The sequence below is a fragment of the Aminobacter sp. J44 genome (assembly GCF_007829415.1).
In the GTDB taxonomy this organism is placed as follows: domain Bacteria; phylum Pseudomonadota; class Alphaproteobacteria; order Rhizobiales; family Rhizobiaceae; genus Aerobium.
This window is the reverse complement of record NZ_VLJG01000019.1, coordinates 14459-36332: the sequence shown is the minus strand read 5'-3', so window position 1 is coordinate 36332 and position 21874 is coordinate 14459. Positions and strand designations below refer to the sequence as shown.

At 64.0% G+C, this 21874-nt stretch carries 22 protein-coding genes and 1 pseudogene; 16 read left to right on the top strand and 7 right to left on the bottom strand.

Annotation, left to right across the window (positions count from 1 at the left end; translation table 11 throughout):
* The first annotated feature begins 20 nt into the window (after positions 1-20).
* The 10 genes from L610_RS09385 to L610_RS09340 all read left to right on the top strand — a co-directional run bounded on the left by L610_RS09385 (position 21) and on the right by L610_RS09340 (position 8759).
* A complete protein-coding gene (locus tag L610_RS09385) occupies positions 21-827 on the top strand; it encodes a ScpA family protein (RefSeq protein WP_024847778.1) in 807 nt (268 codons plus the stop codon).
* Entirely contained in the window at positions 820-1542 is a 723-nt protein-coding gene (scpB, locus tag L610_RS09380) for an SMC-Scp complex subunit ScpB (RefSeq protein ID WP_024847777.1), read from the top strand. The genes L610_RS09385 and scpB overlap by 8 nt, the downstream gene beginning before the upstream one ends.
* 52 nt (positions 1543-1594) lie before the next feature.
* Complete coding sequence (locus tag L610_RS09375) at positions 1595-2695, top strand: ABC transporter ATP-binding protein (protein ID WP_245263686.1); 1101 nt, start codon at positions 1595-1597, stop codon at positions 2693-2695.
* 57 nt (positions 2696-2752) lie between these two features.
* Positions 2753-2968: a twin-arginine translocase TatA/TatE family subunit gene (locus tag L610_RS09370; protein WP_024847775.1), complete on the top strand. Its 216-nt coding sequence runs from the start codon at positions 2753-2755 to the stop codon at positions 2966-2968.
* 46 nt (positions 2969-3014) lie between these two features.
* Complete coding sequence (gene tatB, locus L610_RS09365) at positions 3015-3566, top strand: Sec-independent protein translocase protein TatB (RefSeq protein ID WP_024847774.1); 552 nt, start codon at positions 3015-3017, stop codon at positions 3564-3566.
* Positions 3563-4396, top strand: a complete 834-nt coding sequence (tatC, locus tag L610_RS09360; protein ID WP_024847773.1) for a twin-arginine translocase subunit TatC — start codon at positions 3563-3565, stop codon at positions 4394-4396. Before tatB ends, tatC begins: the two co-directional genes overlap by 4 nt.
* 184 nt (positions 4397-4580) lie before the next feature.
* Positions 4581-5882, top strand: coding sequence for a serine--tRNA ligase (serS, locus tag L610_RS09355; RefSeq protein ID WP_024847772.1), 1302 nt, complete (start codon positions 4581-4583; stop codon positions 5880-5882).
* Complete coding sequence (surE, locus tag L610_RS09350; RefSeq protein WP_144704513.1) at positions 5882-6664, top strand: 5'/3'-nucleotidase SurE; 783 nt, start codon at positions 5882-5884, stop codon at positions 6662-6664. Before serS ends, surE begins: the two co-directional genes overlap by 1 nt.
* A 2-nt stretch (positions 6665-6666) precedes the next feature.
* Positions 6667-7314, top strand: a complete 648-nt coding sequence (locus L610_RS09345; RefSeq protein WP_034329681.1) for a protein-L-isoaspartate(D-aspartate) O-methyltransferase — start codon at positions 6667-6669, stop codon at positions 7312-7314.
* Positions 7315-7421: 107 nt separating this feature from the next.
* Positions 7422-8759: a M23 family metallopeptidase gene (locus L610_RS09340; RefSeq protein WP_144704510.1), complete on the top strand. Its 1338-nt coding sequence runs from the start codon at positions 7422-7424 to the stop codon at positions 8757-8759.
* Between the two features lie 109 nt (positions 8760-8868).
* Here the strand turns inward: L610_RS09340 and L610_RS09335 are convergent, their stop codons facing one another.
* Positions 8869-9747, bottom strand: a complete 879-nt coding sequence (locus L610_RS09335; RefSeq protein ID WP_024847768.1) for an ATP-binding protein — start codon at positions 9745-9747, stop codon at positions 8869-8871.
* Positions 9748-9925: 178 nt separating this feature from the next.
* Between L610_RS09335 and yajC the strand changes: the two genes are divergently transcribed.
* Genes yajC through L610_RS09315 form a run of 4 tightly spaced genes read left to right on the top strand, consistent with a single transcriptional unit; the run spans position 9926 to position 14123 of the window.
* Positions 9926-10261 carry a preprotein translocase subunit YajC gene (gene yajC, locus L610_RS09330; protein ID WP_024847767.1) on the top strand — a complete coding sequence of 112 codons (336 nt, stop codon included), beginning with the start codon at positions 9926-9928 and terminating at the stop codon, positions 10259-10261.
* 52 nt (positions 10262-10313) lie between these two features.
* Positions 10314-12893: a protein translocase subunit SecDF gene (gene secDF, locus L610_RS09325; RefSeq protein WP_024847766.1), complete on the top strand. Its 2580-nt coding sequence runs from the start codon at positions 10314-10316 to the stop codon at positions 12891-12893.
* Positions 12893-13282, top strand: coding sequence for an Mth938-like domain-containing protein (locus L610_RS09320; protein WP_024847765.1), 390 nt, complete (start codon positions 12893-12895; stop codon positions 13280-13282). Before secDF ends, L610_RS09320 begins: the two co-directional genes overlap by 1 nt.
* 1 nt (position 13283) lies before the next feature.
* Entirely contained in the window at positions 13284-14123 is an 840-nt protein-coding gene (locus L610_RS09315; protein ID WP_024847764.1) for a phytoene/squalene synthase family protein, read from the top strand.
* A gap of 3 nt (positions 14124-14126) precedes the next feature.
* Here L610_RS09315 and trmFO read toward each other — a convergent pair whose 3' ends face one another.
* The gene (gene trmFO, locus L610_RS09310) at positions 14127-15551 is read right to left on the bottom strand and encodes a methylenetetrahydrofolate--tRNA-(uracil(54)-C(5))-methyltransferase (FADH(2)-oxidizing) TrmFO (RefSeq protein ID WP_144704507.1); all 1425 of its coding nucleotides are present in this window, start codon (positions 15549-15551) and stop codon (positions 14127-14129) included.
* Between the two features lie 175 nt (positions 15552-15726).
* Positions 15727-15867, bottom strand: coding sequence for a DUF1127 domain-containing protein (locus tag L610_RS09305; RefSeq protein WP_084465841.1), 141 nt, complete (start codon positions 15865-15867; stop codon positions 15727-15729).
* Positions 15868-16113: 246 nt separating this feature from the next.
* Between L610_RS09305 and L610_RS09300 the strand changes: the two genes are divergently transcribed.
* Together L610_RS09300 and L610_RS09295 are read left to right on the top strand one after the other, a co-directional pair.
* The gene (locus L610_RS09300) at positions 16114-17214 is read left to right on the top strand and encodes a DUF2157 domain-containing protein (RefSeq protein WP_144704504.1); all 1101 of its coding nucleotides are present in this window, start codon (positions 16114-16116) and stop codon (positions 17212-17214) included.
* Entirely contained in the window at positions 17211-17789 is a 579-nt protein-coding gene (locus L610_RS09295) for a GDYXXLXY domain-containing protein (RefSeq protein WP_144704501.1), read from the top strand. Before L610_RS09300 ends, L610_RS09295 begins: the two co-directional genes overlap by 4 nt.
* Before the next feature lie 63 nt (positions 17790-17852).
* Here L610_RS09295 and L610_RS09290 read toward each other — a convergent pair whose 3' ends face one another.
* From L610_RS09290 to L610_RS09275, 4 genes and pseudogenes are all read right to left on the bottom strand, one after another.
* Positions 17853-18623 (bottom strand): PCC domain-containing protein, encoded by a 771-nt coding sequence (locus L610_RS09290; RefSeq protein ID WP_186441411.1) that lies wholly within the window; start codon positions 18621-18623, stop codon positions 17853-17855.
* Positions 18624-18700: 77 nt separating this feature from the next.
* Complete coding sequence (locus L610_RS09285) at positions 18701-19444, bottom strand: SDR family NAD(P)-dependent oxidoreductase (RefSeq protein WP_024847759.1); 744 nt, start codon at positions 19442-19444, stop codon at positions 18701-18703.
* Positions 19441-21025 (bottom strand): annotated as a pseudogene (locus L610_RS09280) (acyl-CoA synthetase). Before L610_RS09280 ends, L610_RS09285 begins: the two are co-directional and overlap by 4 nt.
* A complete protein-coding gene (locus L610_RS09275; RefSeq protein WP_024847757.1) occupies positions 21022-21873 on the bottom strand; it encodes an IclR family transcriptional regulator in 852 nt (283 codons plus the stop codon). Before L610_RS09275 ends, L610_RS09280 begins: the two are co-directional and overlap by 4 nt.
* Position 21874: the final 1 nt, after the last annotated feature.

Genomic DNA, 21874 nt, shown 5'->3' with positions numbered 1-21874 from the left:
CGGCCAAAAACGCCGTTCCGATGGAGCGGCTCTGGAGCGAGAACGAGGAGAGCCGCGGCGTCTCCGAGCCCTCGCTCGTGGTCGACGTCGACGGTTTCGAAGGCCCGCTTGACCTTCTGCTTGCTCTGGCCCGCACGCAGAAGGTCGACCTCTCACGCATCTCGGTTCTGGCGCTGGTCGAGCAGTACATCGCCTTTATCGAGCAGGCGCGTCGGATGCGGTTGGAACTTGCCGCCGATTATCTCGTGATGGCGGCTTGGCTCGCTTACCTCAAGTCGAAGCTGCTGATCCCCAAGCTGCCCGGCGACCAGGGTGAGAGCGGCGAAGAGATGGCCGCTGTGCTCCAATTCCGCCTCAAACGCCTTGAAGCGATGCGCGACGCAGCCGCGAGGCTGGTCAACCGCAACCGCCTCGGTCGTGACGTTTTCGCACGCGGGATGCCGGAGACGGTGATCGTCGAAAAGCACAACGAGTACACCGCGACCCTCTACGATCTGCTGACCGCCTATGCCGCGCAGCGCCAGCGTCAGGCCGTCAGCACCGTGCAGATCGCAAAGCGCGGTGTCTGGTCGCTTAAACAGGCGCGCGAGGTGCTGACCCGCCTGGTCGGCGATGTGCAGGACTGGACTGCGCTTGACCATTTCCTCATTCGCTGGATGACGACGCCCGAGCAGCGCGTGACCGCGATCGCCAGCTCCTTTGCCGCCAGCCTCGAAATGGTCCGCGAAGGTCTCCTGGAGGTGCGACAGGACAGCGCCTTCGCGCCGATCTACATGCGCGGCCGCCAGACGGAAACCAGACGCAACCGCGAGCCTGCCGATGAGTGACAGCAGCGCGAAGATCATTCCGTTCGAGATCGAGGGGGAGGAAGCTTCCTCTGCCTTTCCCTTCGACATGGCTGAGGCCGTGCGCATGGCGGAGGCGATCCTGTTTGCCTCGGCAGAGCCCGTGTCGGAAAAGGCACTTGCCGCGCGCCTGCCCGAAGGCGTGGATGTTCGCGCCGTGGTGCTGGAAGTGCAGCGGCAGTACGAGCGCCGCGGCGTGAATCTTGTCCGCGTAGCCGACGCCTGGGCGTTCCGCACCGCCGGCGACCTTGCCTTCCTGATGAGCCGCGATGCGGTGCAGCAGAAGAAGCTGTCGCGCGCCGCGCTCGAGGTGCTGGCGATCATTGCCTACCACCAGCCGGTCACGCGCGCCGAAATCGAGGAAATCCGCGGCGTGGAAACGTCGAAGGGCACCTTGGACACGTTGATGGAAACCGGCTGGATCAGGATGCGCGGGCGCCGCCGCACGCCGGGCCGTCCCGTCACCTACGGCACCACCGATGCCTTCCTCGACCACTTCGGGCTCGAGGAAATCCGCGACCTGCCGGGCATCGATGAACTGAAGGGCGCGGGGCTGCTCTCGCCGCGCATGCCGGCCAACTTCTCGATTCCGCAGCCGCCGGCAGATCCCGACGTGCTGACGGACGACGAAGATCCGCTCGATGATCTCGACCTCGAAGATCTCGGCCTGTTGACACCGCGCGCCGTCGATGATTGACGAGAATTGTTCCGGCCGAACGGTGCGGCAGGACAGTACGTGTTGAGGTCGAGTGGCTGCAGAAACTGCAACAGTGCCCGTGACAGCCGGTGTGTCATTTGCCGCACGGCTCAGATTCGACCAGATTTGCCATGAATTTTCTCCAGGCGTCGCGACGCTCCACGATGTGTCGCTGAGCGCGGAGGCGGGCGAGGTTCTTTGCCTGCTCGGGCCATCCGGCTCCGGCAAGACGACGTTGCTGCGAATCGCAGCCGGCCTTGAGCATCAGACGAGCGGAGGCCTTTTCCTGAACGAGAAGGAGATAGCGGGTCCCGGAGTCTTCCTGCCGCCGGAGCAGCGCTCGATCGGCCTGGTCTTTCAGGATTATGCGCTCTTCCCGCACCTCAGCATCATCGACAATGTCCGCTTTGGCCTCACCGCCCTGTCGAAAGAGGAAGCGAAACGCGAGGCCATGAACGCGCTGATGCGCGTCGGCCTTGCGCATTACGCAAACTCCTATCCACAGGCGCTTTCGGGCGGCGAGCAACAGCGTGTGGCGCTCGCCCGCGCGATCGCGCCACGACCGGCGGTGCTCCTGATGGACGAGCCGTTCTCCGGCCTCGATTCCCGCCTGCGCGACATGGTGCGCGCCGAGACGCTCGAGATTCTACGCCGCAGTCGCGCGACCGCCATAGTCGTGACGCATGATGCAGAAGAGGCGATGCGCCTTGGTGACAAGATCGCCCTGCTGAAGGATGGGCGGCTGGTTCAGGTGGGTACGGCTGAGCAGCTCTATAACCAGCCCGCAAACCTGTTCGCTGCGGGCTTTTTCTCGGAGATCAACGTCTTTGAGGGCAGGGCGCAGAGCGGGATGGTGGAAACGCCCCTTGGCCGCTACGCAGCACCCGGAATGGCGGACGGCACGCCGGCGTCTGTTGCATTCCGCCTTTCCGCGTTTGACGTCTCGCAAACGCATGGTGAAATACCTGCGCGGGTGATATCACGCCGGTTCCTTGGGGTGATTGAACTGGTGGAGCTTGCTGTTCCCGGCTCCGAAATTCCGGTGAGGGCGCGCGTACGGTGCGGCGCTTTGACCGGAGATGGTGGGGAAATATGGCTCACAGTTCGTGAATCGGATGTGCTTGTGTTTGAAAGAAACGGCGAAAGCACATAAATCAGAAGCCTAGGCTGGTAGGACCGGTCGGGGGAAACATTCGAGAGAGAGTTACACATGGGTAGTTTTTCGGTCTGGCACTGGCTCATCGTCCTGGTCGTCGTGCTGCTGCTGTTCGGTCGTGGCAAGATCCCCGAGCTGATGGGCGACATGGCCAAGGGCATCAAGAGCTTCAAGAAGGGCATGGCCGATGAGGACGAGCCCAAGACTGTCGAGCATCGCCCCGAAGAGACCGTCGCGTCGACCAAGGAAAAGGCTGGCAAGACCTCGTAAGAGGTCTGCTGAGACGCCAACCTTTTCTGCGTCGGAGTAACAAGCGATGTTTGACATCGGCTGGAGCGAGATGCTGGTGATCGCGATCGTGGTCATCGTCGTCGTCGGCCCGAAAGAATTGCCCGGAATGCTGCGGACCTTTGGCAAGACAACAGCCAAGCTGCGCGTCATGGCCAACGACTTCCGCAAGCAGTTCGACGAGGCCATGAAGGAGGCCGAGCTCGACGAGCTGAAGAATCTCGCCAGCGATGCCCGCAAGCTTAATCCGGCGAACCAAATCAAGCAGGCGCTGTCGCCAATGGAACAGGCAGCGCGCGACGTTAAGACCGGTCTCGACAGTGCGCTGCAGCCGAATACCTCTGCTTCCGCACCTTCGGCCGAAACGCCGGACGCCGAAACTCCTGCCGCCGCTGAACCCGCTGGCGAGACATCCGTGCAGGCTGCGATGAAGGAGGCAGTGCAGAAGGCAACGGCTGCGACCGCCGCAACCGCAGCAGCGGCTTCCGCGGCTGCTCCGGCTGAGAAGGCGACGGCCGAGGCATCATCGGACGCAGTCGCCGCAGGCGCACAGACAGAAGCCGGCGGAGCGAAATCGTGAGTGCATCTCCTTCCGAACATGACGAGATTGAAAAGTCGTCGGCCCCGCTGATCGAGCACCTGGTCGAGCTGCGCCAGCGCCTGATCTGGTCGCTCGTCGGCTTTTTCCTCGCCTTCCTGCTGTGCTTCTTCTTTGCCAAGGAGCTCTTCAACCTGCTGGTGCAGCCGTTCCAGTGGGCAACGGAGTGGGCCGGGCTCGACAAGCGCAGGGTCAACCTCATCTACACGGCGCCGCAGGAATTCTTCTTCACCCAGATCAAGCTCGGCATGTTCGGCGGTCTGGTTCTGGCGTTCCCGGTAATTGCCACCCAGATCTATAAATTCGTGGCTCCCGGCCTCTACCGCAACGAGCGTCGGGCGTTCCTGCCGTTCCTGGTATGGTCGCCTATCCTATTCGTGATGGGTGGCGCGCTGGTCTACTTCTTCTTCATGCCGATGGTGATGTGGTTCTTCCTGGCCATGCAGCAGATCGGCCCGGATCAGGAAGTGACCATCGAGCTCCTGCCGCGGGTCTCGGAATATCTCGGCCTGATCATGATGCTGATTCTGGCGTTCGGCCTGGTGTTCCAGCTGCCCGTCGTGACGACGCTGCTGGCACGTGTCGGGCTCCTGTCGGCGCAGACGCTTGCCGACAAGCGCAAGTGGGCGATCGTCATCGCCTTCATCGTTGCTGCGGTGATCACGCCTCCGGACCCGGTCAGCCAGATCGGCCTCGCGCTGCCGACGATCCTGCTCTACGAGATTTCGATCTTCCTCTGCCGCAGGATCGAAAAGTCGCGCCTTGCCGAAGAAGCTGCGCGCGAAGCCGAGACGGCCAACGCGGCCGAGTAATTCCTCCTCATTCGACTATCTGATCCCGGGCCTCGCGCCCGGGACTGAAGTCTGACTGTCGCCGCAACTGGCGCGGCGTTGCGGCAACATCGCCTCTTCCATCCGAACTCTTGCGTAGATTCTGATTGCGGTTTACCCACCATTGGTACCCGCGAGGGGTCAGATGACAGGAATCGGACGCATCATGCTCGACATCAAATGGATCCGCGAAAACCAGCAGGCACTGGCCGAGGCGCTGCAGAAGCGCGGGCAGTTGTCGGACGCTGCTCAATCCGTTGTCGCGGATCTGATCGCGAAGGATGAGGCGCGCCGCGCCCACCTGACCAAACTGCAGGACGCGCAGGCCCGCCAAAACGCCGCCTCGAAGGAGATCGGCAAGGCGATGGCCGCCAACGACCTCGAGCTCGCTGAGAAGCTCAAGAGCGAGGTCGCCGAGCTGAAGGCGTTCGTCCAGAGCGGCGAGGCAACCGGCCGTGAGCTCGACAAGGCGCTGACCGATGCGCTCGCCGTCGTCCCGAACATTCCGCTCGACGACGTTCCGGTCGGCAAGGACGAGAACGACAACGTCGAGATCCGCCGCTTCGGCGAGCCGCGCACGGACGGCCCGTTCAAGGAGCACTATGAACTCGGCGAAGCGCTCGGCTACATGGACTTCGAGCGTGCCGCCAGGATTTCCGGTGCGCGCTTCACCGTGCTGACCGGCAAGCTGGCGCGACTGGAGCGTGCGCTTGGCCAGTTCATGCTTGACCTCCACACCACGGAACACGGCTACACCGAAGTCGTCTCTCCGCTGCTGGTGCGCGACGAGGCGCTGTTCGGTACCGGCCAGCTGCCCAAGTTCGAGGAAGATCTTTTCTTCACCCCGCATGGCGAAAGCCGCCTCGGCCTGATCCCGACTTCGGAAGTGCCGATGACCAATCTGGTGCGCGACGACATTCTTTCCGGCGACAAGCTGCCGCTGCGCTTCACGGCACTCACCCCGTGCTTCCGTTCCGAGGCAGGTTCGGCCGGGCGCGACACGCGTGGCATGCTGCGCCAGCACCAGTTCTACAAGGTCGAACTGGTCTCCATCACCGACGCCGAATCGTCGATCGCCGAGCATGAGCGCATGACCGAGTGCGCCGAGACCGTTCTCAAGCGCCTCGGCATCCCATTCCGCACCGTCGTGCTCTGCACCGGTGACATGGGCTTTGGTTCGCGCAAGACCTACGACATCGAGGCTTGGCTGCCGGGCCAGGATACCTACCGCGAGATTTCGTCCTGCTCCGTCTGCGGTGACTTCCAGGCCCGTCGCATGAACGCCCGCTATCGCGGAGCCGACGGCAAGCCGCAGTACGTCCACACCCTCAACGGTTCGGGCGTGGCCGTGGGGCGTGCGTTGATCGCGGTGATGGAGAACTACCAGAACGACGACGGCTCGATTAGCGTCCCGGATGCGCTGCGGCCGTACATGGGCGGCATCACCCGCATCGAGGCGGCTGCCTGATGCGGATACTGCTGACCAACGACGACGGTATCCACGCTGAGGGCCTCCAGGTTCTGGAGCGCATCGCCAATCAGCTTGGCGACGAAGTCTGGGTCGTTGCACCGGAGACCGACCAGTCGGGCTTCGCGCACTCACTGTCGCTGTCGGAGCCGCTGCGCATGCGGAAGGTGCGCGACCGGCACTATGCCGTGCGCGGTACCCCGACCGATTGCGTCATCATGGGCGTTCGCCACCTGATGCCGGAGCCGCCGGATCTGATCGTCTCGGGCGTTAATTCGGGATCGAACGTCGCCGATGACGTGACCTATTCCGGCACCATCGCTGGCGCGATGGAAGGCACGTTGCTTGGCATCCGCTCGGTCGCGTTGAGCCAAGCCTACTCGGTCAGCGAGGAGGGCAGGGAAGTCAATTGGGCGACGACCGAGCAGCATGCGCCGCATGTTCTGCGCCAGCTTATTGGCCTCGACCTGCCGCAAAATGTCTTCCTAAACCTCAACTTCCCGAACTGCGAACCCGACGAGGTCAAGGGCGTCGTCGTGACTAACCAAGGCAAGCTCTCGCATGGCCTCTGGCTCGACGAGCGCAAGGACGGACGCGGCTTCCCCTATTTCTGGCTGCGCTTTGGTCGGGATCCGGGCGAAATCCGCGACGGTACCGACATTGCCGCACTGCGCGCAGGCAAGATTTCGGTGACGCCGCTGCACATGGACCTGACCGCCTACGCTGTGAAGGACCAGATCGCCAACGCGCTGGCCAAGGCGCCAGCCAGGAATCCGGGCTGACAATGGACGAGGCGGAACGCGAACGCTTCGCCGCCTTTCTACTGCGCATGCGCGGGGCAGGGCTCGATCGCCGGGACCTGATGGCGGCGGTGGAGGCAACGCCTCGCGCCAGCTTCGTACCGCCGCAGTGGCGAGCCGATGCCTGGTCGGACCGCTCGCTGCCAATCGAATGCGGCGAGACCATCGAGGGCATCGACCTGCAGATGCGGGCAATTTCCATGCTGAGCCTTGAACCCGGCTCGCGCGTGCTGGAGATCGGCACGGGCTCTGGCTTCACTTCCGCCGTGATGGCGCGCCTGTCCGCGCGTGTACTCAGCCTCGACCGCTTCCGCACACTGTGCGAGGCAGCGCGCACCCGTCACGAGACGCTGGGCCTCTCCAACATCCTGATCCGTCAGGCCGATGGCTCACAGGGCGCACCGGCGGAAGGACCGTTCGACCGCATCATCGCCTGGGCGTCCTACGAATCGCTGCCGCGCAGCTTCGTCGACCAACTCGCCTCGGGCGGAATCATGATCGCTCCGATCGGCCCCGGTGACGGTGTGCAGGTGATGGAGAAGCTCACCAAGCTCGGCAGCCGCTTCGAACGCGAGGTCGTTGGAAACGTCCGTTTCCAGCCGATGGCTGCGGGCGTTGCCGCTGCCATCTAGTAGCGTCATGCGGTCCGTAAACTTTCCCGCTTCCTAATTAACGGCGCAGTAACATTAACGCGCTTTAATCCTGCCAGTCTTTGGTATCGAGTGTTGCGGGTAGTGTGATGCGTTTCGCTGTTTCAGGCCAATACCGCCGAGTTCTGGCACGGGGCGCCGCCGTCTTTCTGATGGGTGGCCTTGCTGCAGGTTGCAGCTCCGACGTGATGCGCTTCGAGGAGTCGATCCTTACCGGCAACTCCCACGCTCCGCAGCAGCAGGTGTCGCAGTCATATCCCGGAGCGCCGTACGGGGTTGACCATACCTCGACGGGCTCGATTTCATCCGCGCCGCGCCGTGGCGGTCTGCTCAATCGCCTGACCCCGCGTCCGCGCCAGGATCTGGGTGGCCAGTACGCGGCAGCGCCGAGCCAGAACACCTGGCAGCAGCCCGCACAGGTCTATCCGGCTCCGTCCTCTCCGGTTTCCTCCGGTCCCGCCCTTGCGCCCGTCGTTCGCAGCAGCCTCGATCCGGCACCGACCGGCTCGGTTCAGCCGGCGCCGGCGCCAGCACCTGCGCCGAAGGTCGCCGAGGTGCGCCCGTCAGCTCCGAACACCCTTGGCCAGCTCGACCAGTCGAGCGCTAGCGCGAAGGTTCCCACCCCGTCGCGCGCGCCGGGCGATCGCGCACCGGCACAGCAGCAGCTCGCGCAGGCGGCAGCCCCCGCTCCGGCTGCTCCCGCAATGGCCTCTGCCAGCGGCAACGCCTACAAGGTGGCCTCGGGTGACACGCTTCACAGCATTGCTCGCCGCTTCAACGTCAGCGTCGACGCGCTCAAGCGCGCCAACGGCCTCAATGACGGCAACATTCGTATCGGCCAGACCCTGACCATTCCGGCAGGGGACGCTGCGCCGAAGCAGGCTGAGCCTGCTACGGCAGTCGTCGTGGCCGAGCAGAAGCCTGACAAGTCGACCGTTACCAGCGCGACCCCGAAGCCGGAGGTGCAGACCTACACGCCGCCGAAGAAGTCGTCCGAGCTGCCGGTTGAGAAGGCTGCGATCGATCGTACGACCCCAGCGCCAAATTCGACCGGTATTTCCGGCATGCGCTGGCCGGTCCGCGGCCGCGTCATCAGCGCGTACAGTGCGTCTGGCACGAAGAAGAACGACGGCATCGACATCGCGGTGCCGGCCGGCACGCCGATCAAGGCGGCAGAGAACGGCGTGGTCATCTACGCCGGCGACGGCCTCAAGGAGTTCGGCAACACCGTCCTGGTGCGCCACGACAACGGCCTCGTCACCGTCTACGGCCATGCGAGCGAGCTGAAGGTTCAGCGCGGCCAGAAGGTTCGCCGCGGCGAGGAGATCGCGCTCGCCGGCATGAGCGGTTCGGCCGATATGCCGAAACTTCACTTCGAGGTCCGCAAGGACTCGACACCGGTCGACCCGACAAAATACCTCGAATAGTTCCTGGCTTCAAAGAGCACGGGCTGTCCGTTTTAGTCTCCAGTCCGGACAGCCAAGCCATAGGCCCGCCTCACGGCGGGCCTTTTGCGTTCGGCGAAAGAAAAGGGGATCAGCCCTCGAGGCGCTGGCCGAGGCGGCCGGCAAGGTCCTGAATAAACTGCCAGGCGACACGGCCCGAACGGCTGCCGCGGGTCGTTGCCCATTCGAGCGCGTCGCGGCGCAGCTCTTCCGGGTCGACCTTCAGCCCGAAGTAGCGGGTATAACCTTCGATCATCTCGAGGTAATCGTCCTGCGAGCACTTGTGGAAGCCGAGCCACAGGCCAAAGCGGTCCGACAGCGATACCTTCTCCTCGACGGCCTCAGCGGGATTGATCGCGGTCGAGCGTTCGTTCTCGATCATGTCGCGCGGCAGCAGGTGGCGACGGTTCGACGTCGCATAGAACACGACATTCTCCGGCCGGCCCTCAACACCGCCGTCGAGCGCGGCCTTCAGCGACTTGTAGGACGCGTCGTCATGGTCGAACGACAGGTCGTCGCAGAACAGGATGAAGCGGTACGGCGCGCCCTTGAGGATGCCGAGCAGCTTCGGCAGTGAGGAAATGTCTTCGCGGTGGATCTCGATCAGCTTGAGGGTCGGCTCGCTGCCGGCAATCTCCGCATAGACCGCTGCATGCGCCGCCTTGACCAGCGACGACTTGCCCATGCCGCGCGCACCCCACAACAGCACGTTGTTGGCGGGCAGACCGCGCGCGAAGCGGCGGGTGTTCTCGACGAGTATGTCGCGCACGCGGTCGACGCTCTTGATGAGCGTGATGTCGACTCGGTTCACGCGTTTGACCGGTTCCAGCGCTCCAAGCTCGGCTGACCACACGAAGCAGTCGGCGGCGGTCAGGTCGCTTGCCTGCGGTTCGCGCGGGGCGAGGCGGGCAATCGTGGCGATCAGCTTGTCGATCTTTTCTTCCAGCGTTTCTGGCAGGCCGGTGGTCATGCTAAATGAAGTCCCTGCTTGGTTACGTGCAGGCAGGGGGTGTATCACGGGGTGCAGGACCTTGAAAGCCGTGGGTTGCCGGGCAGCGCAGTTGCATTGAATCCCTGACACATTATATTCCGGCGACCTTTCAGGGGCGGTTCTGCCGACCTCAATCATTTAGTCTCAGGAGTTTCCCATGTTCGTCACCCCGGCATACGCCCAGACTGCCGCAGGCGGCACAGATGTTTTCGTCAGCATCCTGCCTTTCATTCTCATCTTCGTGGTGATGTACTTCCTCATCATCCGCCCCCAGCGCGCGCAGATGAAGAAGCGTACGGAAATGCTTGCTGCAATCCGTCGTGGCGACACCGTCATCACCGGCGGCGGTCTGATCGGCAAGGTGTCGAAGGCCAATGACGACGAGCTCGAGATCGATCTCGGCAACGGCTTTACCGTCAAGGCACTGCGCGCGACTATTGCCGATGTGCGGGTGAAGGGCGAGCCTGTCGCCAACCAGAACGCCAAGAAATAACCTTATTCAAGGCTGAAGCGGTTCACCCTCGGTTCCGTCCGGACGATCAAACATGCTCTATTTCTCGCGCTGGAAGTCCATCTCGATCTGGCTGATCGTATTGCTAGGTGTGCTCGTCGCCCTGCCGAACGCGCTGCCGCAGTCGGTTCTCCGGTCGATGCCGAGCTGGCTACCCACGAGCCAGATGACCCTCGGCCTGGACTTGCAGGGCGGATCGCACATCCTGCTGCAGGTTGATCGTGAAGATCTGATCGGTGACCGTCTCGAGACGCTGCGTGACGACGTCCGCACCAAGCTGCGCGACGCACGCGTCGGCTATACCGGCCTGTCCGGCACTGGCCGCAGCGTCCAGGTCCGCATTCGCGACGCGAGCCAGCTTGACGCCGCCAGGACGGCTCTCGCTGACCTGACGGCACCGGTTTCCGCTGGTTTCCTGGGCGGCGGAACCGTCACGGAAGTCGAGATGTCCGAGCCGGAGCAGGGGCTGCTTCGCCTCACGCTCACCGATGACGGCATCACCTACCGCGTCGGCAGCGCCGTCGACCAGTCGGTCGAGGTCGTCAACCGCCGTGTCAACGAGCTCGGCACAACCGAGCCGATCATTCAGCGCCAGGGCACGGACCGCATTCTCGTACAGGTCCCTGGCCTTGAGGACCCGCAGCGCCTGAAGGACATACTTGGCCAGACGGCGAAGCTGACCTTCCAGATGGTGGACCAGTCGATGCCAGCACAGGAGGCGCTCAATGGGCGCGCACCGGCTGGCACGACGGTGATGATGTCGAATGACGAGCCTGCGGTCCCGTACATCATCGAGAACCGCGTCATCGTCTCCGGCGAAAACCTCGTCGACGCGCAGGCGACCTTCGACCAGCGGACGAACGAGCCGGTCGTTTCCTTCCGCTTCGACAATCAGGGCGCGACGCGTTTTGCGCAGGCCACCCAGCAGAATGTTGGCCGCCTGTTTGCGATCGTCCTCGACGACAAGGTGATTTCGGCGCCGCAGATCCGCGAGCCGATCCTCGGCGGTTCGGGCCAGATCTCCGGCAATTTCACCGTCCAGAGCGCCAACGACCTTGCAGTGCTGCTGCGTGCAGGCGCGCTGCCGGCCACGCTGACTGTTGTCGAAGAGCGCACCGTTGGTCCGGGCCTTGGTCAGGACTCGATCGATGCCGGCGTCATGGCCTCGATAATTGGCTCGATCCTCGTCATCGTCTTCATGTTCGCAGCCTACGGCTTCCTCGGCCTGATTGCGAACGTCGCGCTGATCGTCAACGTCGTCCTCATCATCGCGATCCTGACTGCACTTGGTGCCACGCTTACGCTGCCTGGCATCGCCGGTATCGTGCTTACCGTCGGCATGGCGGTGGACTCGAACGTGCTGATTTACGAGCGCATTCGCGAGGAACGGCGCAATGGGCGCAGCGTGATCAAGGCGTTCGACTCGGGTTTCGAACGCGCGCTCGCGACGATCGTCGACTCGAACCTGACCACGCTCATTGCGGCGGCCGTGCTGTTCTTCGTGGGCACCGGTCCGGTCAAGGGCTTCGCCGTCACGCTCGCCATCGGTATCCTGACGACGCTGTTTACGGCGTACACTTTCACGCGCTGGGTCGTCGCGATGTGGCTGCGCCGCACGAAGCCCACGGAAGTGCCGAAGGGCTACATCCATCTCGTGCCGCCGGTCACCCGCATCCCCTTCATGAAGGTGCGACTGCAGGTTTTCGTCCTGTCGGTGTTCCTCAGCATTGCCTCGGTCGTCCTCCTGTTCACGGTCAAGCCGAACTTCGGCATCGACTTCACCGGCGGTACGCTGATCGAGGTCCGCGCCAAGACGGGCGAGGCAGACCTCGGCGACATCCGCCAGCGGCTTGCCGACGCCGGCGTGCACGAAGTGCAGGTCCAGGGCTTTGGCGATCCGACCGACGCACTGATCCGTCTGGGCGCAGCGGAGGACGAGGCAACCGGCAATGCCATCGTGCAGGATGCGCAGCAGGTCCTGTCGACCGACTATGACATCCGCCGTACGGAAGTGGTTGGTCCCACGGTTTCCAGCGAGCTGATGTGGTCTGCCATCGTCGGCGTACTGGTCGCGCTGGCCGCAATCATGGTTTATGTCTGGATACGCTTTGAATGGCAGTTCGCCATCGGCGCGATCATGTCTACCATCAACGATATCTGTCTCACGCTTGGCTTCCTTGTCGTCACGCAGATCCAGGTGGACCTCACCACCGTCGCCGCGATGCTGACGATCGTCGGCTACTCGCTCAACGACACCGTGGTCATCTACGACCGCGTCCGCGAGAATCTGCGCCGCTTCAAGAAGATGCCGCTCGGCCAGCTCCTTGATCTTTCGGACAACGAGATGCTGGCACGTACGGTGATGACCTCGGTGACGACGCTGCTCGCGCTGGTCGCTCTCTATCTGTTCGGCGGCGAAGTCATCCGCTCCTTCGTGGCGTCGATGATCTTCGGTATCGTGATTGGTACGCTGTCGTCGATCTTCATCTCTGCGCCGGCGCTGATCTTCTTCAACCTGCGCTCGACGAAGGGCCAGGCGCTCTCGGAAGAGGAAATCCGCATCGGTGAAGCTCGGGACCTGAAGGCCGAGGCCAAGCAGGCTTCGGCGGGCTGATGTCCAGCGGCCTCCATATCCGCGCGGCCCATTATCCGGGCCGCGCGCCTATCGATGCATACGGCAACGGCGGCTTCCGCTTCGCCGACATGTCGCATCGCGGCTCGATCCTGTGCCTGCCGTCCGGCATCCACGGCTGGACGGCGACGTCCGGGCAGGGGCTCACCGATGCCGACCTCGAAAAGGTGATCGCCGAGGCAGCCGAGATCGATATTCTGTTGGTCGGCACCGGCGTCGAACTGTTGCCGCTGCCACGCCCGCTGCGTGAAAGGCTGCGCGAGCTCAAGGTCGCTGTCGAGCCGATGTCGACTGGCTCGGCCGTGCGGACCTACAACGTCCTTCTGGCGGAAGATCGTGCCGTTGCCGCTGCGCTGGTCGCGGTGGAGTAAGATGACGGAAGCTGCGACCTCGCTGCTCCCCGAGCTGCGCAAGAGCGATCCCGACCGGTACCTTTCGGTCCTCTACGCGCCGGCTGACAAGCGCGAGGCGCTGGCGACCCTCTACCTGTTCAACGCCGAGATCGCGGCGATCCGCGACCGCATCCACGAGCCGATGCCCGGCGAAATCCGCATTCAATGGTGGCGCGATACGCTTTCTGCCGGCAATTCCGAAACAGCCGGCCATCCGGTTGCGGCTGCGCTGCTGCATGTGATCAAAGAATACCGCCTGCCGCTGGCCGCTTTCGACAACTATCTCGAGGCCCGCATCTTCGACCTCTACGACGATCCGATGCCGTCGCGCTCGGATCTCGAGGGCTATTGTGGTGAGACGGCTTCGGCGATCATCCAGCTGGCCGCGCTGATCCTTGATGCGGATGCAGCTCCGGTTTACGCCTCAGCGGCTGGTCATGCCGGCTGCGCCCAGGCCATCACTGGCCTCCTGCGGCTGACTCCACTGCACCGCTCCCGCGGGCAGTGTTACGTCCCTACCGAAATCCTGACGGCCGTTGGCACCAGCCGCGACGAATTCGTTGCCGCACAGAACCGCGAGGCCGCGAAGAACGCGGTCGCCGCCATGGCCGCGCTGGCGCGCGATCATTTCGATAAGTTCCGGAATGAGGCTAAGGGTCTGCCGTCATCGCTGCGGGCAGCCTTCCTGCCCGCAACGCTTGCGCCGCTCTACCTCGACAAGATCGCAGCGTCCAGCTTCGACCCTCTCGAGAAGGTCGCCGAAGTGGGGGCAGTGCGAAAGCATTTCAGGTTGCTGACCAGCGCCGCGCGGCGCTGGTAGCGATTACTCGGCAGCCGCCAGCGCGTTGTTGCTGTCGAGCCAGCGGCGGCAGTCGGCCAGCGCACGCGCCGCGAGGGCCTTTTTCTTCGCCAGTGCCTTATCCTTGCCGCGGAAGCGGCCTTCGAAGCCTTCCGGGCGAAGCTGAGTTCCGGGCTCGAGCGGCGGGAACAGGCCGAAATTGACGTTCATCGGCTGGAACGAACGCTTGCCCGGCTCGTCGTCCGAGACGATGTGCCCGCCGGTGATGTGGCCAAGCAGCGCGCCGAATGCGGTCGTGGGCGGCGGCGGCTTGATGTCCTTGCCAAGACGCTGCGCGGCGGCAAAGCGGCCGGCCAGGAGGCCGATCGCGGCCGACTCGACATAACCCTCGCAGCCGGTGATCTGGCCGGCAAAGCGCAGACCGGGGCGGGACTTCAGCTGCAGCGTCCGGTCGAGCAGGATCGGCGAGTTGATGTAGGTGTTGCGGTGCAGGCCGCCGAGGCGGGCGAAGTCCGCATTCTCCAGTCCCGGAATGGTGCGGAAGATGCGCACCTGCTCGCCATGCTTCAGCTTCGTCTGGAAGCCGACCATGTTGTAGAGCGTGCCCAGCGCATTGTCCTGGCGCAGCTGAACCACCGCATAGGGCTTCACTGTCGGGTTGTGGGCGTTGGTGAGGCCCATCGGCTTCATCGGCCCGTGGCGCAGCGTTTCAGGTCCGCGCTCCGCCATCACCTCGATTGGCAGGCAGCCATCAAAATAGGGCGTGCCTTCCCATTCCTTGAATTCGGTCTTGGCGCCCGCGAGCAGCGCGCCGACGAAGGCCTCGTACTGCTCCTTCGTCATCGGGCAGTTGATGTAGTCCTTGCCGGTGCCGCCGGGGCCGACCTTGTCGTAGCGCGACTGGAACCAGGCGACGTTCATGTCGATCGAGTCGAAATGCACGATCGGCGCGATAGCGTCGAAGAAGGCGAGCGAGTCAGCGCCCGTCTCGGCCGCGATGGCCTCGGCCAGCGACGGTGCTGTGAGCGGGCCGGTGGAGATGATGACGAGATCCCAGTCCTTCGGCGGCAGGCCGGTGACCTCCTCACGAACGATGGTGACGAGCGGGTGCGAGGCAAGCGTCTGCGACACGCGGTCGGAGAAGGCGACCCGGTCGACAGCCAGCGCGCCGCCAGCTGGAACCTGGCTGGCATCGCCCGAGGCCATGATTAGCGAGTTCGCCATGCGCATTTCGGCATGGAGAACGCCGACGGCATTGGTCTCGGCATCGTCCGAACGGAAGGAGTTGGAGCAGACCAGCTCGGCAAGGCCTTCGGTCTGGTGCGCCTCCGTGCGCCGCACTGGGCGCATTTCGTGCAGGATGACGGGGACGCCCGCCTGAGCGAGCTGCCAGGTGGCTTCGGAACCGGCGAGACCGCCGCCGATGACGTGAACGGGAGCTATTGTCATGGGGGAGGAGATAATCCGGAGTGTGCCTGAAAGCAAGGAAAGCCCGGAAACAACAACACCCGCCGGGGGAGGAGGACCGGCGGGTGTCGTTTTAGTGGCCCTTCACTGGGAGGAGGAAGAGGAGGGCCATATCTGCCAGGCTGGGAGGAGGAGAACCTGGCAAGAACTGAATGCGTTAGATCGACTTGCGGGCGATGAACGGAATGTCGCCGCGGGCAATGCCGAGGTCGTGAAGTTCGCGGTTGGATAGGCGGCTCAGCTCGTTGACGGTTTCACGGTAGCGGCGCCAGTTGCGGAAGTTGCGGATCAAGTTCATTTCGTCACCTAGAGAAGTTTTTGTGTTTCGTTGTTCTTGCGATGGCTGGTAGATAGTCCCGAGCTTCATCTTTTTGAAGTGACGTTGGCGCATGGCTCCAATGCGTTTTGTGCATTGCAACATTGAGGGGCGTCAACGCTTGCGGCGAAAGATGGGCGACGCGGTTATGTTGCCGTAATCGTGGCGGAAATCAGGCTGAGGCTGGCGGATGTTGCAGTCCAGCATCGGTCGCAAGCGGAGAGGGTGATGGCGAGCTACGCCACCAGGGTCAAAGGCGACATTGAACGCTGGGCGAAGGCCGGCCTCATTGATGCGGCCACGGCAGAGAAACTTTCGTTTGACGTGTCACAGCGCCATCGGGGCGTTTCTTTCGGCGTCGTGCTCGCGACCATGGCGGCTGCGCTGTTTGCCGCCGCGATCCTGCTGATCGTCGCGGCCAACTGGGAGATGATCCCGCGCCTCGTGCGCGTCGGCCTGCTGTTTGCTCTGATGGTCTTTGGTTATGTCGGCGGCGCGTGGCTGAAGCTGAAGGGCCGCGACACACTGGCCGAATCCGTCTGGGTGCTTGCTGCCACCGCCTTCGGGGCCTCGATCGCACTAATCGGCCAGATGTATCACCTCTCTGGCGACGAGCGGCAGGCAGTTTTAGTCTGGGGCGCGGGCACCGCGCTTGCGGCGGGTGCGCTATGCTCGCGCTATCTGACGGCAGGCGCGGCGCTGCTTGCCATCGTCTGGCTCGTCATGGAGCTGGGCGAGGGCGGCGACGAGGTGATGCGGTCGAGCCTCGGCTACCTTGCGGGTGCTGCGGTGCTCTACCTGCTGTCGTTCTGGACCGGCAGCCGCCACGCGCACCACTTGCTGGTGCTGTCGCTGTCGCTGGTCGCCGCGCTCAACTTCCTCGACCAGGAAAGCCTCGTCGCGCCGCTGTTCCTCGGTGCCTTCGGCATCGCCTTGTTCGGTTTCGATCTTCTGCAGCCCGAAGCTGCACGAAAATTTACCGGTCTCGGCAGCACCGCGGCTGTGCACGGTCTCTTCGCGTTTCTCGTTGCCGGCGGCATGGTGCAGCTTCTTCATGTCGACACCGACGGCTTTGTCCTTGCCTCGATCGTCATCTTCGCCGGCATCATTGCCGCATTGCTGCTGTCGGGACGCGAAAGCCGGCTGCTGCGCTGGCTCGCCTACGCCGCCTTCATCGTCCAGCTCGGCATGCTTTACGTCGTCATGCTGGGTTCGATGCTCGGCACCGCCGGCTTCTTCATCCTCGGCGGCATCGTTCTTTCGGCACTGGCCTGGCTCATCGGCCGCCTCGAACGGCGTTTTGGCACAGCTGAAGGAGCGAAACGATGAACCGGCGCTGGCTGATCCCCGTCGCGATCCTCGTCGCACTAGTCCAGATCGCGTTCCTGAGCTGGACCATCCTCGGCCGCGCTCAGATCCTGCGCGAAGGCCGCGAGATCGTGCTCTCCGTCGAGCCGGTCGACCCACGCGATCTTCTGCGCGGCGACTATGTCATCCTCGGCTACAACATCAGCCGGGTGCCGGTATCGCTGTTCACGAATACTCCGGCGCTGCCCGAGAATGACAGCGTAGAACGCACCGTCTTCATTCGCCTGAAGGAAGGCGGGGACGGCATCTGGCAGCCGGTCGCGGCCTCGGTCGATGCGCCCGCCGCAGCGGCGCTGTCTGACGCGGAAGTCGACATCCGTGGCACGGCATACTTCGCGCGCTGGGAAAGCGACGCCGTGCGCGTGACCTACGGCATCGAGCGCTTTTATGTGCCGGAGGGCGAGGGCCGCCAGATTGAGCGCGACCTGCGCACCCGCTCCTTCCGCATGAAGGTCGCCATTTCCTCGAACAGCACCGCGCAGATCAAGTCGCTGCACGACGGCGAGACGATGCTCTATGAAGAGCCGGTGTATTGAGGGTTTCCGACAAGGGCCGCCGGACGGGTGGCCCATTTCCAAAATCCTGCTGACCGCTTACCCTCAGTCGTCGGTGACGATCAGCAACTCGAAAGTAACGCAGACAGGATTCTGGCCGTTCATAAGGCGGCCGCTGTGAATCGCCCCGCGCAGATCAACGAGCGAAACATCGAGCTGGCTCTGCAATCTGCCATCCGTCGTGAAGATGCGGCCGTCGTCGATGAAGACTTCAGTCGCATAGGAGGCGACGCGCCGGCCGTCGTCGAAATCGATCTCGTTGAGGCTACCGACACCAAGGATTTGGGCCTGCGTGATGCCGTGGCGGCTACACAACGCCTCGATCGCAAGTGAGATGTCGCCATTCGGGCGAATGGTCACTGCAAGCGCGTTGGGGGCGGCGACCTCATGGCCGGTTGCCTCGGCTGCGAACAGCTTGAAATTGGTCTCCGCATCGTCACGTGCAATGTAGTTCGCGCCTTTGATGCCCCAGGCCCGCACCGTCGCATCCTCAGCGATGAACGCCTCGTGTGGCAGCAAGTGCCCGGCGCGGCGGTTGCCCGCCTCATCGATCCAGATGCCATGACAGTGGATGAACGGCGCACCGTCGCGAATGCCGGCAATGACGCCGGCGCGCTCGATGATGACGACGCCGTCGGGCGCATATGTCTCGCTGTACCAGGCAACGTGGCTGTCGTCAGGCGAGGCCGCCGGAATGACGTAGCGCATCGGCCAGATCGCCACGTTTTCGAGATGCACGTGGCCGGCGGAAAAGCCAGCGTTGGCGAGTGTGCCGGTGATGGCCGCGTTGACGCTCTGCCCCTTCGCGAGCCGCAACGATAGCTGCGTCGCTCGGCAGCGAGCAGATTGCTCACGCTCTGCCGCGACAGGGCCGGGATGCTTGAGGTAGCGCATTAGTTCGCGAGCCCCGCGGTGACAAAACCGCCGTCGGCGGCGAGGATGTGGCCGTTGACGTAGCTCGCCTCGTCCGACAGCAGGAAGGCGACGACGCGCGCGATTTCATGCGGTTCGCCATAGCGGCGCAGCGGCACGCGCGCATGCCATTGCTGGCGAACGTCGTCGGTGTGGATGGCGCGTGCGAGTGCCGTGTCGATCGGGCCAGGCGCGACCGCATTGACCCGGATGCCGGCAGGCCCGAGTTCGTTGGCGAGCACCATCGTCATGGTGTTCACCGCGCCCTTCGACGCGCCATAGGCGCTGCGGCCCTTGTTTCCAATCATTCCCGAGATCGAGCTGATGTTGACGATCGCTCCCTGCTCGCCCTTTGCCAGCCAGTGCCTTGCTGCTGCGCGCGAGACGATGAAGGTGCCTGTCAGGTTCACCTCGATGATGCGCCGGAATTCATCGACGCTGGTCTCCGTCAGCGGCTTGTCGGCGCCGATGCCTGCACAGTTCACGACCCCGGCGATCCGACCCCGCGCGGCGATTGCGACGACGGCCTCTTCCACAGCGGCCTCGTCGGTCACGTTGAGGGCGAAGGTGGCGTCGACAGGCAAGCCAAGCTTGCTGCAGGCCTCGACCAGCGCCTCGCGCCGAAGGTCTATGAGGTGAGGGCTCCAGCCACGCTCATTAAGGATGCGGGCGGTCTCGAAGCCGATGCCGCAGGCACCGCCGGTGATGATGACCGCGCCGCTCATGCCGCGGACTCCAGCTCGCCGCGCCGCTCGAGCTCTTCACGGATCAGCTTCTTGGCAATCTTGCCATAGGCTGACTTCGGCATCTCATTCCAGAAGACGAAACGCTTGGGCATCTTGTAGCGGGCGATCTTGTCCTCCAGCCAGCCGCGCAGTTCGGCCTCTGCCGGAGAATGACCCTCGCGCGGGACACACACCGCAATGCCGACTTCGCCCCATACGGGATCGGGCACGCCCAGCACCGCCACCTCGCTGATGGCGGGATGCTGCAGGATCTTTTCCTCGATCTCGCGCGGATAGATGTTGGAGCCGCCGGAGATGTACATGTCCGAAGCGCGGCCAGTGATGTAGACAAACCCCTGTTCGTCCATGTGGCCGAGGTCTCCGGTGCGGAACCAGCCGTTGCGGAACGCCTTCGCGTTGGCTTCCGGATTGTTGTAGTAGCCCGCGAACACGGCAGGTCCGATCACGCAGATTTCGCCCGTCTCGCCGCGCGGCACCGGTTCGCCGGCGCCGTTCTGGATCTCGACCTGCATGCCGGTGCGTGCGAAGCCGCAGGTGCCGATGCGGGCATGTGGTCCGTCTTCCAGCGTGTGAAGGGCGGGCGGCAGCACGGTGATGTTGCCTGTGACCTCGCCGAGACCGAAGTACTGCACCAGCACCGGGCCCAGCTTCTCGAGCGCCCGCTTCTGGTCCTCGCGATACATCGGCGCACCCGCATAGATCACGTAGCGCAGCGAGGAGTGGTCGTAACGGTCGACCGCCGGGTCCTCGACCAGCATCTTGACGATGGTTGGCACGGTAAAGAGGTTCGTTACCCGCCATTTCTCGACCAAAGACCAGATCAGGTTTGGATCGAAGCGGTCGCTGCGAGGCAGGATTGTCTTAACCCCGTGCGCGACCTGCACCAGCTGGTGGACGCCCGCGCCATGCGAAAGCGGCGCAACGACGATCGAGGCGTCGCCGGGGCCGGTGCCCGGCATCAGGTCGCAGAGATGGTTTGTCACCACGAAGGCCATCTGGCCGTGGGTTAGGACTGCGGCCTTCGGCTTGCCGGTCGTGCCGGAGGTGAAGAAGAACCAGCACGGATCGTCGCGTTCGACGGGCTCGTCGCGGACAATTTCGCCTCGGTGGCGCGCGACGATTGCGTCATAGTCCTCGCCGAAGTCTGCATTGCCGATGGCGATGACGAAGCGCATGGCTGGNCTGCCGGCAGGTCGAGGCGTGGGCCGGGAAGGAGGCATGGCAGATCATGCCGACCGCGCCGCTCGCCTGCGCAAGATAGGCCACTTCGTCCGGCGTCTGGCGAAAGTTCGTCGGCACCCACACGGCACCGACACGGAAGCAGGCAAACATCGACTCGAACATCTGCAGGCAGTTCGACGACTGCACCAGCACGCGTTCGCCCTTCTTCACGCCGAACTCAGCGCGCAACGCGCTCGCCATCGCGTTGACGCGCGCTTCCATCTCACCCCAGGTCCAGGTGTCATCACCCCACACGAAGCCGATGCCATCCGGATCGCGCTGCGCAGCCTGGGTCAGGAAGTGCGACAGGTTCATCACCCTGGTGGTGCTTGGTGTCATCTGTTTGCTCTCCTATCAGGCATTCGGGGTGAGGCGGTGTTGCGGCTGTCCTGGCGGGTAGCGAACATCTGGGCGATGCGCGCTTCGACCAGTCGCGCCTCCTGCAAAAGGTATCCGGCCAGTTCCTGCTGGCGCTTCTCCTGCATGCGGCTGTCGATCGCGGCGATGCTGAGCGCACCGGCGAGGTGGCCCTCCGGCGTCTTCAGCGCGACGCCGATCCCCCAGGAATTGGCGAAGATGCGGCCGGGGTTGAGCGCGTAGCCTTTGGCGCGTGTGTCCGCGACGTCGGCGCGGATGCGGTCCGCCGGCAGCATCGGAAATTGCTCGGCGAGTACGAGCGCGTTCGCCGCGAGCGTCGCCTCGACCTCGTCGTCAGGAAGTGCCGCGAGCATGGCGAGCGAGCCGGCGCCGACCCCGAGCGGATGCTCGAAACCAGCCTGAAGCGCGTGCGTGCGGACAGGGTAGGTGCCTTCCTCGCGGTGGAGACACACGGCGAAGGTGTCGCGCCGCACCGACAGGAAGCTTGAGTCCTCCGTGCTCCGCGACAGGCGGAGCAGGCTTTCCATCGACAGCTGCAACAGCCCGAAGCGGCGCGAGGCAAGGCTTCCGAGGACATAAGATTCCTGGCCAAGGTAGTATCGGCGGCTCTCTTCGTCCTGTTCGACGAGCCCCGCGCGCATCAGCGCCAGAAGCAGGCGCCGACAGGTTGGCTTGTTGAGGCCGCTTTGCTCGACGATCCGGGAGAGCGAAACACCGCGGTCAGCATGCCGGCCCACCATCGACAGAAGCGTGAGCGCCCGGTCGACGCTCTGGGAGCCGGTTACATCGCGTTCGCCGGCGAGGTTCATT

Excerpts from the sequence above, each read along its gene's own strand:
- L610_RS09385 (WP_024847778.1), top strand. The coding sequence starts at position 21 with ATGGAGCGGCTCTGGAGCGAGAACGAGGAGAGCCGCGGCGTCTCCGAG.
- scpB (WP_024847777.1), top strand. The coding sequence starts at position 820 with ATGAGTGACAGCAGCGCGAAGATCATTCCGTTCGAGATCGAGGGGGAG.
- L610_RS09370 (WP_024847775.1), top strand. The coding sequence starts at position 2,753 with ATGGGTAGTTTTTCGGTCTGGCACTGGCTCATCGTCCTGGTCGTCGTG.
- tatB (WP_024847774.1), top strand. The coding sequence starts at position 3,015 with ATGTTTGACATCGGCTGGAGCGAGATGCTGGTGATCGCGATCGTGGTC.
- serS (WP_024847772.1), top strand. The coding sequence starts at position 4,581 with ATGCTCGACATCAAATGGATCCGCGAAAACCAGCAGGCACTGGCCGAG.
- surE (WP_144704513.1), top strand. The coding sequence starts at position 5,882 with ATGCGGATACTGCTGACCAACGACGACGGTATCCACGCTGAGGGCCTC.
- L610_RS09345 (WP_034329681.1), top strand. The coding sequence starts at position 6,667 with ATGGACGAGGCGGAACGCGAACGCTTCGCCGCCTTTCTACTGCGCATG.
- L610_RS09340 (WP_144704510.1), top strand. The coding sequence starts at position 7,422 with ATGCGTTTCGCTGTTTCAGGCCAATACCGCCGAGTTCTGGCACGGGGC.
- L610_RS09335 (WP_024847768.1), bottom strand. The coding sequence starts at position 9,747 with ATGACCACCGGCCTGCCAGAAACGCTGGAAGAAAAGATCGACAAGCTG.
- yajC (WP_024847767.1), top strand. The coding sequence starts at position 9,926 with ATGTTCGTCACCCCGGCATACGCCCAGACTGCCGCAGGCGGCACAGAT.
- secDF (WP_024847766.1), top strand. The coding sequence starts at position 10,314 with ATGCTCTATTTCTCGCGCTGGAAGTCCATCTCGATCTGGCTGATCGTA.
- L610_RS09320 (WP_024847765.1), top strand. The coding sequence starts at position 12,893 with ATGTCCAGCGGCCTCCATATCCGCGCGGCCCATTATCCGGGCCGCGCG.
- L610_RS09315 (WP_024847764.1), top strand. The coding sequence starts at position 13,284 with ATGACGGAAGCTGCGACCTCGCTGCTCCCCGAGCTGCGCAAGAGCGAT.
- trmFO (WP_144704507.1), bottom strand. The coding sequence starts at position 15,551 with ATGACAATAGCTCCCGTTCACGTCATCGGCGGCGGTCTCGCCGGTTCC.
- L610_RS09305 (WP_084465841.1), bottom strand. The coding sequence starts at position 15,867 with ATGAACTTGATCCGCAACTTCCGCAACTGGCGCCGCTACCGTGAAACC.
- L610_RS09300 (WP_144704504.1), top strand. The coding sequence starts at position 16,114 with ATGGCGAGCTACGCCACCAGGGTCAAAGGCGACATTGAACGCTGGGCG.
- L610_RS09295 (WP_144704501.1), top strand. The coding sequence starts at position 17,211 with ATGAACCGGCGCTGGCTGATCCCCGTCGCGATCCTCGTCGCACTAGTC.
- L610_RS09285 (WP_024847759.1), bottom strand. The coding sequence starts at position 19,444 with ATGAGCGGCGCGGTCATCATCACCGGCGGTGCCTGCGGCATCGGCTTC.
- L610_RS09275 (WP_024847757.1), bottom strand. The coding sequence starts at position 21,873 with ATGAACCTCGCCGGCGAACGCGATGTAACCGGCTCCCAGAGCGTCGAC.